At 60.3% G+C, this 11,526-nt stretch carries 11 protein-coding genes; 4 read left to right on the top strand and 7 right to left on the bottom strand.

Translation table 11 applies throughout. The features are described 5' to 3' along the window. The first annotated feature begins 193 nt into the window (after nucleotides 1-193). Nucleotides 194-1,807 (top strand): methyl-accepting chemotaxis protein, encoded by a 1,614-nt coding sequence (locus BGI27_RS16465; protein ID WP_095525892.1) that lies wholly within the window; start codon nucleotides 194-196, stop codon nucleotides 1,805-1,807. 83 nt (nucleotides 1,808-1,890) lie between these two features. Next, nucleotides 1,891-2,379, top strand: coding sequence for a D-glycero-beta-D-manno-heptose 1-phosphate adenylyltransferase (rfaE2, locus tag BGI27_RS16460; protein ID WP_095525891.1), 489 nt, complete (start codon nucleotides 1,891-1,893; stop codon nucleotides 2,377-2,379). Nucleotides 2,380-2,400: 21 nt separating this feature from the next. Here rfaE2 and BGI27_RS16455 read toward each other — a convergent pair whose 3' ends face one another. The 3 genes from BGI27_RS16455 to fba all read right to left on the bottom strand — a co-directional run bounded on the left by BGI27_RS16455 (nucleotide 2,401) and on the right by fba (nucleotide 4,448). Then, entirely contained in the window at nucleotides 2,401-2,661 is a 261-nt protein-coding gene (locus BGI27_RS16455) for a YkgJ family cysteine cluster protein (RefSeq protein ID WP_095525890.1), read from the bottom strand. Further along, a complete protein-coding gene (locus BGI27_RS16450) occupies nucleotides 2,661-3,251 on the bottom strand; it encodes an NAD(P)H-dependent oxidoreductase (protein ID WP_095525889.1) in 591 nt (196 codons plus the stop codon). Before BGI27_RS16450 ends, BGI27_RS16455 begins: the two co-directional genes overlap by 1 nt. Nucleotides 3,252-3,383: 132 nt before the next feature. After that, nucleotides 3,384-4,448: a class II fructose-bisphosphate aldolase gene (fba, locus tag BGI27_RS16445; protein ID WP_095525888.1), complete on the bottom strand. Its 1,065-nt coding sequence runs from the start codon at nucleotides 4,446-4,448 to the stop codon at nucleotides 3,384-3,386. Nucleotides 4,449-4,674: 226 nt separating this feature from the next. Here fba and BGI27_RS16440 point away from each other — a divergent pair, with 226 nt between their 5' ends. Then, nucleotides 4,675-5,121 (top strand): hypothetical protein, encoded by a 447-nt coding sequence (locus tag BGI27_RS16440; protein ID WP_095525887.1) that lies wholly within the window; start codon nucleotides 4,675-4,677, stop codon nucleotides 5,119-5,121. Nucleotides 5,122-5,179: 58 nt separating this feature from the next. Here the strand turns inward: BGI27_RS16440 and pyk are convergent, their stop codons facing one another. The 4 genes from pyk to tkt all read right to left on the bottom strand — a co-directional run bounded on the left by pyk (nucleotide 5,180) and on the right by tkt (nucleotide 11,182). Next, nucleotides 5,180-6,607, bottom strand: a complete 1,428-nt coding sequence (pyk, locus tag BGI27_RS16435; RefSeq protein ID WP_095525886.1) for a pyruvate kinase — start codon at nucleotides 6,605-6,607, stop codon at nucleotides 5,180-5,182. 162 nt (nucleotides 6,608-6,769) lie between these two features. After that, entirely contained in the window at nucleotides 6,770-7,954 is a 1,185-nt protein-coding gene (locus BGI27_RS16430; RefSeq protein WP_095525893.1) for a phosphoglycerate kinase, read from the bottom strand. Between the two features lie 81 nt (nucleotides 7,955-8,035). Then, on the bottom strand, nucleotides 8,036-9,037 hold the full coding sequence (gene gap / locus BGI27_RS16425; protein ID WP_095525885.1) for a type I glyceraldehyde-3-phosphate dehydrogenase: 1,002 nt from the start codon (nucleotides 9,035-9,037) through the stop codon (nucleotides 8,036-8,038). Between the two features lie 132 nt (nucleotides 9,038-9,169). Continuing rightward, complete coding sequence (gene tkt, locus BGI27_RS16420) at nucleotides 9,170-11,182, bottom strand: transketolase (RefSeq protein WP_095525884.1); 2,013 nt, start codon at nucleotides 11,180-11,182, stop codon at nucleotides 9,170-9,172. Nucleotides 11,183-11,419: 237 nt separating this feature from the next. On the opposite strand from tkt, the gene BGI27_RS16415 reads away from it, so the two are divergent. Further along, nucleotides 11,420-11,526 (top strand): transposase (locus BGI27_RS16415; RefSeq protein WP_141239830.1); only part of this gene is annotated, 107 nt, incomplete at its 3' end.

The raw sequence follows: 11,526 nt of genomic DNA, 5'->3' as shown, positions 1-11,526 counted from the left end.
TGAAAAACAGTATTTCATGAAGCTCGGGGCTGTCTAGGAAACCCGGGGCGATTCAAATTGCTTCAGATCCTGTTGTTGTCGGATGCCGACCCTCGCCGTCCATGATTGACATTTCTCACCCGCATCAAGGATCAGTCTTCAGCAACCGATGGCTGTGACCGTAATTGATTCGCTAGGGACAAGGAAACTCGACATGAAACTCTCCACCCGTCTGGCCGTGATCATCTCGATCTGCACGCTTGGGCTTTTGGCCGTCGGCGGCTACGGACTGCACAGTCTGCGTGCCAGTCTGCTCAAGGAGCGCCAGGCACAGATCGAAAATCTGCTGAAGATGTCTGTCGGCCTGTTCGAAACACTCGAAGCCCAGGTCAAGGCGGGCGCCATCGGGCGAGAAGAGGCGCAGCGCCAGGCCACCGGATTCCTGGCGGATTTCCGCAACGGCAGCAATTACCTTTTTGCGCGCGACGCCAACAATGTCTTCGTAGCTCATGTCGACCCCAAGCGAATGGGCAAGGTCGACCTTGGTGCCAAGATGGATGACGGCCGACACGTCGTGGAGGTCTACCGCGACGCCCTGGCCACTCAGGGCGATTACGCGTACGCCAACATCCGCACAGCCAAACCGGGAGAACAGGGTCTCTCCGACAAGCTCAACGGCGTCACCGTGTATAAACCCTGGGGCTGGACGATCGGAACCGGTTTCTTCACCGACGATATCAATAGCGCCTTCCATCGTGATGCAACGCAGATGCTCATCGTTGCTGTGCTGGTCCTGGGAACGACCATCGGATTCGCCACCTATTCGGCCCGTCGAATATATGCACAACTCGGTGGAGAACCTGGATACGCGGCAGACGTTGCGATCCGTATCGCACGCGGCGATCTCAGCCAGCACCTGACACAGGCCCCCAAAGGCAGTCTGGTATCGGCCCTGAACAACATGCAGGAGGGCATCGCCGGCATGATCCGTGAAGTGCGCACCCAATCTACCGCCTTGACGACGGCGGCCGGCGCACTTGCACAGACAATGCAGGACATTCGCCAATCTGCCCGGCAATCCTCGGATGCCGCCGCCTCGACGGCCACTTCGGTAGAAGAAATGGCGGCCAGCGTGGCTTCCATTGCTGAAAATGCCAGTGATACGGAAAACCATGCCAGCCGTGCCGTTTCACTGGCACGCGAAGGGGACAGGCAAATCAGTGCCGCCACCACCGAGATCCAGCAGATATCCAGCCAGATGGAGGCTACGTCGACACAGATCAACGAGCTTGCGGCACGCAATCAGCAGATCGGCAGCATGGCCGACGAGATATCGGAGATTGCCGAGCAGACCAATCTTCTGGCGCTGAATGCGGCCATCGAAGCAGCTCGTGCTGGAGAGTCTGGCCGCGGTTTCGCCGTGGTGGCCGATGAAGTACGAAAGCTGGCGGAGCGTACGACACGTGCGACCCAGCAGATCAACGCAACCATCCAGGCAATTGAGGCAGATACTGGCGCAACCGTTGCGAGCGTACAGGCTGTCGGCCCTCAGGTTGCGCGAGGTGTGGCGCTGGCCGCCGCCGCCGCGGACTCCCTGCGCGAGATCAGTCAAGGTTCGGAAGCCATGCTGCAAAAGATCCATGGCATAGCCCATGCAACCTCTGAGCAGAATGTCACAAGTACCAGCGTAGCCGCACAGATCGAGCGCATCGCCGGAATGGTGGAGGAGGCTGATCAAGCCGTCCGTATCGCCAACGAGGCCGTCGCCTCGTTACGCATCATGGCGACCGATATCGACAGCGCGCTGACGCGTTTCAGACTGGGCTGACGTACCTGCACAGGGCACGATGCTGGCTGACCCAATGAGCCAGCCCGGCTAAACTCGCCATCTTTGCATTGTCGGGGCTTCCCATGAACTATCCGCACCCAGAATTCGAAAACCGTATCGTCGCGCCCGATAACCTGGTCGAGCGCATCGCTACCCTGCCCCGTCCCTTGGTCTTCACCAATGGCTGTTTCGACATCCTGCATCGGGGTCATGTCACCTACCTCGCGCAGGCTCGCGCCCTCGGTGCCTCGATGGTAGTCGCACTGAATACCGATGCCTCAGTAAAACGCCAAGGCAAGGGCGATGACCGCCCAATCAACCCCATGGCAGATCGTGCTGCAGTAATGGCTGCATTACGTTGCGCCGATCTGGTGACCTGGTTCGACGAAAACACGCCGATCGCACGCATCCTGGAATGCCGGCCCGACGTACTCGTCAAGGGTGGTGACTGGCCGGTGGAAAAGATCGTGGGCTACACCGAAGTCCTCGGCTGGGGCGGCACGGTACATTCCATTCCCTTCGAGGTGGATCGCTCGACCACCGCGCTGCTAACCAAAATCCGTATGCTGTAACTGCCAGCAATCGTGTTCGGCTCAGTCTCCGGGCTGCGTCTGCGCTTCGAGCGTATGCAGCCACTTCAATGCATGCTCGCGGGATTCTCCACACATTTCCTGTGAAGGCTTCAGGCTGGTGCAGACAACCGGGCGCTGCGGATGACCGAAGATCCGGCAACGCCCATTGCCGTCAAGCTGAATACAGGGCACCCCGGCAGGTTTTCCCAGGGGCATACCAGGAATGGGGCTGGAGATCGAAGGTGCGATGCAACATGCTGCACAGCCGGGGCGGCAATCCATCAGACAAACAACGCCAGCGCAGTACGGCGCGCATCGTCCAGCCATGCCGAGCGTTGCTCGGGACTGCTGACGATCACGGGGCTGAAACTCAGCCGCTGGAAACGCCGGATACCGAAGAAACCGAAGACGCACTTTTCCCAGAAGTTCTGCAAAGGATCGCCATAGACGTGGCGATCCACGTCATCCGGGGTATTCGCCGTGGTCACCACCATGCCGGCCGTAGCAACGATCAGACTTTGTACGTACCCCTTGCCATCCGGACCTGTCTGGAAGCGATAACACACTCCAGGACGCAGCACACGATCCAGCCAACCTTTGAGCATTGCAGGGGGGGTACTCCAGTAGTTGGGGTGAACGAAAATGATTCCCTCGGCCTTCATCATCTCATCGATGGAGGCCTGAACCTGCGGGGGCAACACCGCATCGCGCAGCATTTCGTCAGCGGAATACACGGGGTCAAACCCCTCTGCTTGCAAATCGCGCAGAACGACCGATTTTCCGGCAGCCTGCAGTGTGTCTCGCAACGCTTCCGCGATGGCATGGTTGAAACTGCCCGGCTTGGGGTGGGAGAGAACAATCAGGATACTCATGAAGAGATACTCCGGCAGAAAGAGATCCTCTTCGCAAATGCCGTGCCGGTTTCAGGATCAACCGCAGCCCCAATGTAAAAGGCCTCCCACAAGAGGAGGCCCAAGCCCGGATGCGCACTATCCTTGTCGGACTTACTTCACCTGTTGTGCGAGTTCGCCAGACTTGTAACGTACGGCAATCTTGTCCAACGCCACCGGTTTGATCCTGGCCGCCTGACCAGCACAGCCAAAAGCTTCCATGCGCGCACGCACGATAGCCTTCGCCGCCGCACGGGCGGGCTTGAGGAATTCGCGAGGATCGAACTTGGACGGATTTTCCACCATGAACTTGCGAACGGCTGCAGTCATCGCCAGACGGATATCGGTGTCGATATTGACCTTGCGCACGCCATGCTTGATGCCTTCAACGATCTCTTCCACCGGCACGCCATAGGTTTCCTTCATGTCACCGCCGAATTCACGGATGATGGCCAGCAACTCCTGCGGCACCGACGAGGAACCGTGCATCACCAGGTGAGTGTTCGGGATACGTGTGTGGATTTCCTTGATGCGCGAAATGGCGAGGATGTCTCCCGTAGGCTTGCGCGTAAATTTGTAGGCGCCATGGCTGGTGCCGATGGCGATGGCCAGCGCATCGCATTGGGTTTGCTTGACAAAATCGGCAGCCTGATCGGGGTCGGTCAGCAGAGCGCTGTGATCCAGCTTGGCCTCGGCACCGATACCATCTTCCTCGCCGGCCATGCCGGTCTCCAGCGACCCCAGGCAGCCCAGCTCTGCTTCCACTGACACGCCAATGGCGTGTGAGAACTTCACCACCTCGCGACTGACCTCGATGTTGTACTCGTAGCTCGAAGGCGTCTTACCGTCCTCAAGCAAGGAACCGTCCATCATCACGGAGGAGAAACCATACTTGATCGCCGCCATGCAGACGGCCGGGCTCTGACCATGGTCCTGGTGCATTACCACGGGGATATGCGGATACGCTTCGACGGCAGCCTCTATGAGATGGCGCAGAAAGGCCTCTCCGGCGTATTTGCGGGCCCCGGCCGACGCTTGCATGATCACCGGACTGTCGAGTTCATCCGCCGCTTCCATGATGGCCTGGACCTGTTCAAGATTGTTGACGTTGAACGCGGGCAGGCCATAACTGTACTCGGCGGCATGATCAAGCAGTTGGCGCATGGAAACGAGAGCCATGGGGATATTCCTTCGTGGATTTGTCGGATTCGAGAGCGATGTCTGGTGCAGGCCGGACGGCCGGCATTCTACCCCGCGGGCGGTAATGCTGCATGTGCAAAAACACCGGCCCGGCTCCACGCAAGGCGTGCCCACGCGGGAATTTAAGTGGGGTCTCCGGGCGAAACGGTGCCAGAACCTTAAGATCCACTCCTCGATTCGCTCACCTCCTTTGGGATGAGACAACATGAAGTTCCGTGCTCACGGCTCCGCGTCATACCAGCAGGAAGGTCAGGTTCTGATCGCAGAAATCGTTGGCCCCTGGAACCTGGAGCTGATCCATTCATATCGCAAGGCCGCCTCCGAACGCATCCCGGCGCTGGCAGCAAACGGGCCCTGGGCGCTGATCATCGTGCTCCGTGGCGCCGCCATCTGCCCACAGGACGCCATCGACAGCATCCGTGCCGGTGCCATTGAGCACGTATTGCGCTGGCAACGCATCTGCACGGCCTACGTGATCGGATCAGAAGTGGAAGGCTACAAGGTCATGGACCGCGTCTGGCACAGCATCTACGCGGGTGTGATGCCCTTCGCGATCTTCGAATCTAATGACGAGGCCCTGCACTGGGTGCAGCAACGGCTGCTTGATGTAGCAGCTCATCCAAGGCTACTCGTCCCGGATCGGGAACCGTAAACAGAAAACGGCCCTTCCCCAAAGCGGGAGAAGGGCCGTTGAACGAGGACTATCCGGCTCAGCTGCCGATCTTGACGATCTTCAGACTGTTGGTACCGCCAGCTTGGCCAAGCGGCTCACCCACGGTGATCACCACGATATCGCCAGGCTGCACCAGCTTGTGACGCAGCAGTGTCAGTTCGGCTTCATGCAGCAGATTGTCGCGGCTGTCCGTGATGCGCGGCATGGAGAACGGATGCACGCCACAATACAGAGCAGTCTTGCTGACCGTCTCCGGGCGCGAGGTCAGGGCGTAGATGGGCATGCCGGAACGCACGCGGCTGGTCCACAGCGCGGTGGAACCGGATTCGGTCAATGCCACGATGGCCTTGGCGCCCATGTGGTGCGCGGTAAACAGCGCAGCCATGGCGATGGACTGGTCGATACGGTTATAGGTACGGTTCAGGAAGTCTTGATCCAAGGCGGGATTGGACGACTTTTCAGCCTCCTCACACACGCGGGCCATGGTCTCGACAACCTCCACCGGGAACTTGCCGGCAGCGGTTTCGGCCGACAGCATCACGGCATCGGTACCATCCAGCACAGCATTGGCCACGTCGGACACTTCTGCACGGGTCGGCACCGGGCTGGAAATCATCGACTCCATCATCTGGGTCGCGGTGATCGCCAGCTTGTTCATCTCGCGGGCGAGCTTGATCATTTTCTTCTGCAGCGCCGGCACGGCCGCTTCACCGACTTCCACGGCGAGGTCACCACGCGCCACCATCAGGCCATCGGAGGCTTCGAGGATCTCGCGCAGGGTTTCGGGTTCGACGGCTTCGGTACGCTCGATCTTGGCGATAGTCAGCGCGTTGGAGCCGGCGGCACGCAGCAAGGTGCGAGCCATGTACATATCGGCGGAGTTCTTCGGGAAGGACACGGCCACATACTCGATACCAATTGCGGCAGCGGTCTTCAGGTCCTCCATATCCTTGGCGGTCAGCGCCGGCGCGGTCAGGCCGCCGCCCTTCTGGTTGATGCCCTTGTTGTTGGACAGCTCACCACCATGACGCACACGGGTGTGGATCTCGGGGCCGACGACCTTCTCCACGTCCAGCACAATGGCGCCGTCGTTGAGCAGCAGAATGGTGCCCGGCTTCACGTCATTGGGCAGTTCCTTGTAGTCCAGGCCAACGCGTTCGTCATCACCCAGCTCGCAGGACGCGTCGAGGATAAAGCTTTGGCCCTTCTCAAGAAAGGTCTTGCCGTTGGCAAACTTGCCAACGCGGATCTTCGGACCTTGCAGGTCAGCCAGGATGGCCACAGGCTTTCCCACACGCTTGGCAGCCTCGCGCACGATGTTGGCGCGGTTCATGTGGTCTTCGGCCTTGCCGTGCGAGAAATTCAGGCGCACGACGTCGACGCCCGCGCGAATCATGCGCTCCAGGGTTTCCGGGTCGTTCGAAGACGGCCCGAGCGTGGCGACGATCTTGGTATGGCGTTGCATGCTGACTCCTTCAAAGGAAGTATTTTGCGTAGTGAGATGGGAAACAGGGGGTTTCGCCGAAGCATCCGTTTTGCTCCGACGCGTCGTCGTTGCAGTCTTCCGGGCCGGCTTGGCGGGTTTGGCAGGTGAATTCATCGGGTTTTCCATGCGAAAGAGATAAGCCTAATCCCGGGCACGCTGGCACAGGGCTTCGACAGCCGGCAGTGATTTGCCTTCCAGGAACTCCAGGAAAGCGCCACCCGCCGTAGAGATGTAGCTGATGCGCTCTGCCACACCAAAGCGCGCAATCGCTGCGATGGTGTCGCCACCGCCGGCAAGCGACATTGCATCGGACGCGGCAATTGCCTCGGCCAACACGCGCGTGCCATTGGCAAACGCATCGAATTCGAACACACCCAGCGGACCATTCCAGACGATGCTGCGCGCACTGGCCAGTTGTGCAACCAGGCCCGCAACCGTCTCGGGGCCGACATCGAGGATCATCTCGTCGTCTGCCACCGCCGTCGCCGGTTTGACGATGGCTTGAGCCGTAGGTGAAAACTCGCGCGCGACGATCACGTCGGTGGGCAAGGGCACGGAAGCACCCCGTTCCGCCATGCGCGCGATGATGCGCCGCGCCGCAGGCACAAGGTCGGCCTCCACCAGGGACTTGCCGACTTTGTAGCCCGCCGCGAGCAGAAATGTATTGGCGATACCGCCACCGACGACAAGGTGGTCGACCTTGTCGGCCAGCGCTTCGAGGATGGTCAGCTTGGTTGATACCTTCGACCCGCCCACGACCGCGAACAGCGGGCGCTCCGGGGCCAGCAAAGCACATGACAGCGCTTCGAGCTCACCAGCCATCAAGGGGCCTGCACAGGCGACCGGCGCGATCAGCGCCAGGGCATGCGTGGTCGCCTCGGCGCGATGAGCCGTAGCGAAGGCATCGTTCACATAGACATCACACCACCGGGCAATACGGCCCGCCAGCTCTGCGCTGTCGGCTTTCTCGCCACGATTCAGGCGGCAGTTCTCCAACAGCAGCACCTCGCCGGGTGCTACGCTGAAATGCCCATCGACCCAGTCTGCCTGCAGGCGGACCGGACAGCCCAGTAATTCCGAAAGGCGTCGTGCCACCGGAGCGAGCGAATCCAGAGGACGGATCTCACCTTCCACCGGGCGCCCCAGGTGGGAAGTCACCATCACGGCGGCACCCGCCATCCTTGCCAGCTGGATCGCCGGCAAGGAAGCACGGATGCGCGCATCGTCAGCGATGGCACCATCATCATCCTGCGGCACATTGAGATCGGCGCGGATGAACACGCGCTTGCCCGCCAGGTCGAGATCGGTGAGTTTCCGGAATTGCATGGAAGATTCGGGTACGAGCTGCGTGCTCTCGGTCGGTGCATGGCCCATCGGCCACGCACCGCCCTTGAACAGCAGTCCGGATTACTTGGATGCAGCGACGCGGACCATTTCCAATACCTTGTTGGAATAGCCCCATTCGTTGTCGTACCAGGACACCAGCTTGACGAAAGTCGAGTCAAGCATGATGCCGGCGTCGGCGTCGAACACGGAGGTGCGGGATTCGCCACGGAAATCGGTCGACACGACCTTCTCCTCGGTGTAGCCCAGCACGCCCTTCAGCTCGCCTTCAGCAGCCGCCTTCATGGCAGCGCAGATTTCCTCGTAGGTAGTGGCCTTTTCCAGCTCCACGGTCAGGTCGACCACGGAAACGTCGGAGGTCGGCACGCGGAAGGACATGCCGGTCAGCTTCTTGTTCAGCGCAGGGATGACCTTGCCCACAGCCTTGGCAGCACCGGTCGAGGACGGGATGATGTTCTCAAGGATGCCACGACCACCACGCCAATCCTTGTTGGACGGGCCGTCGACGGTCTTCTGGGTGGCAGTGGCGGCGTGCACGGTGGTCATCAGGCCACGCTTGATGCCGAATTTGTCATTGATCACCTTGGCTAGCGGGGCCAGGCAGTTCGTGGTGCAGGAAGCGTTGGAGATGATCGCTTCACCAGCATAGGCAGTGTGGTTCACGCCATACACGAACATCGGGGTGTCATCCTTGCTCGGTGCCGACAAGATGACCTTCTTGGCGCCAGCGGCCAGGTGCTTCTCGGCGGTTTCCTTGGTCAGGAACAGGCCGGTGGATTCGACAACGACGTCAGCGCCGACTTCGTTCCACTTCAGATTGGCCGGATCGCGCTCAGCGGTCAGGCGGATCTTCTGGCCATTGACGACCAGGGTGTTGCCTTCGACGGAAACTTCACCCTTGAAGTGGCCGTGCACGGAGTCATGCTTGAGCATGTAGGCCAGATAGTCAGGTTCGAGCAGGTCGTTGATGCCGACGATCTCGATGTCCTTGAAATTCTGCACAGCGGCACGGAACACCATGCGGCCGATACGACCGAAACCGTTGATGCCGACTTTGATTGCCATCTTTTTCTACTCCTGAATACCAAAGGTTATTGAAAACAATCCATCCATGACCACAACCGCCGGGCCGCGGCCGTGGCCTTACTGATACGCAGGTAGCCCCTGGGCATCAGCGATGAATACGAACAGGCCAGTCTAAACCAGCTTCGTGACAGCCTCGACAAGCTTTTCGGGCGTGAAGCCGAAATACTTGAAGAGGGTGCCGCCAGGGCCTGATTCGCCGAAACGATCCAGGCCGATTACCGCACCTTCAAGCCCGACATACTTGTACCAGGCATCCGACACGCCAGCCTCGATCGCCACGCGCGGCAATCCCTTGCCCAGTACCTCCGCCTTGTAGGCCGGATCCTGGGCATCGAACAATCGCGTGCAGGGCATCGAGACAACACGTACCGGCAAACCGGATTCCGCGAGCAATTTCTGTGCCGTCAGCGCGACACCGACTTCGGATCCCGTGGCGATGATCACGGCCTTCGCCCCTGCAGCATCGGACAACACATAGCCTCCCTTGCGGATGGCGGCCACCTGTTGTTCAGAGCGAGTCGAGAAAGGAAGGTTCTGCCGAGTCAGCGCAAGAACAGTTGGACCATCGTTTCGTTCGATTCCGTCAATCCAGGCTTGTGCAGCCTCTGTCGTGTCGCAAGGACGCCATACATTCAGGTTGGGAATCAGACGCAACGAAGCCGTGTGCTCGATCGGCTGATGTGTAGGACCATCTTCCCCCACGCCGATGGAGTCGTGCGTAAACACCATCACCTGGCGGATCTTCATCAGCGCAGCCATGCGGATGGCACTGCGGCAGTAATCGGAGAACACCAGGAAGGTCGCGGTATAGGGGATGTAGCCCCCGTGCAGCGCGATCCCATTGGCAATCGCGACCTCGGCAAACTCGCGCACGCCATAGTTGACGTAGTTGGCATCTGTCACACCAGGCAGGAAGTCCTTACTGCCGGACCAGTGTGTCAGGTTGGAACCAGCCAGATCGGCAGATCCGCCGAGCAGCTCGGGCAAGCCAGGGGCCAATGCCTCGATGGCATTCTGCGAAGCCTTGCGCGTAGCGATGGTTTCCGCCTTCGCCTGTACCTTGTCCAGCAAGGAGGTTGCTGCTGCCTTGAAGTTCGCGGGCAATTCACCAGCCAGACGGCGCTTGAGTTCAGCAGCCAATGCAGGATGCGCTGCCGCGTAGCCAGCGAACAACCCGTCCCAGGCGCTTTCGGCAGCGGCCCCCGCCGCCTTGGCATCCCACTGGGCGTAAATATCTGCGGGAATCTCGAAAGGGACGTGCGGCCAATCGATGATCTTGCGTGTGCCTTCGATCTCGGCAGCCCCCAGCGGCGCACCGTGTGCATCGGACGTGCCTGCCTTGCTCGACGCGCCGGCCCCAATGGTGGTGCGACAGATGATCAACGCGGGGCGATCAGCATCCGCCTTGGCTTCTTCCGTTGCCGCCTGCAGCGCCACTGCGTCATGCCCATCGACAGGACCGATGACCTGCCAGCCATAGGCTTCGAAGCGCTTGCGGGTGTCGTCGGCAAACCAGCCGGTGACCTCACCATCGATGGAAATATTGTTGTCGTCGTAATACGCGGTCAGCTTGCCCAGCTTCCACAGCCCGGCCAGCGAGGCCACCTCGTGGCTGATGCCTTCCATCAGACAGCCATCGCCGAGGAAGACCCAGGTACGGTGGTCGACCACATCGAAACCGGGGCGATTGAACGCCGCAGCCAGCATCTTCTCGGCCAGCGCGAAGCCCACGGCATTGGCAATGCCCTGCCCCAACGGACCAGTGGTGGTTTCCACGCCCGGGGTATGTCCGACTTCGGGGTGTCCCGGCGTGCGCGACCCCAACTGGCGGAATTTCTTAACCTCTTCCAACGGCAAGTCATAACCGGTCAGATGCAGCAGCGCATACAGCAGCATCGAACCGTGACCATTGGACAGCACGAAACGGTCACGATTGACCCAACCCGGGTTGGCCGGGTTATGGCGCAGATGGCGACGCCAGACGACTTCGGCGATCTCGGCCATGCCCATGGGCGCGCCGGGGTGGCCCGAATTAGCCTGCTGGACAGCGTCCATCGCGAGCGCACGCAGCGCGCCAGTGACAGGCGTGAAGGAAATACTGGGAGACGGGGAACGGGAATTCATCTTGTGCGGTCGGGGGGCGGGCCACGATAGGAAGTCGGGGAACCTGTAATTATCTGCGAATGTGCGCCGCGCCGCCACAGGATAAGTCCTGACATGCCGGTGAGCATCGTCGACGACCCTCGCCCGGCCCAAGCGAAGCGGGCCCAGTACGACACAGTAAACAAGCCCGGCCTGTGAATCGCCCCCGGTTCACTAGACACTTCGAAGCCTTAAGCTGGCAACCAAGTGGAGGTGTCTATGAGTAGCAAGCGATACACGGAAGAGTTCAAGATTGAAGCGGTCAAGCAAGTGACCGATCGCGGACATAGCGTTGCGGACGTTGCCGGGCGACTGGATGTGAGCAT

It is taken from the genome of Candidatus Dactylopiibacterium carminicum, assembly GCF_014736495.1.
In the GTDB taxonomy this organism is placed as follows: domain Bacteria; phylum Pseudomonadota; class Gammaproteobacteria; order Burkholderiales; family Rhodocyclaceae; genus Uliginosibacterium; species Uliginosibacterium carminicum.
Note: the sequence above shows the minus strand (reverse complement) of the source record. Positions and strands in the feature narration are given on the sequence as shown.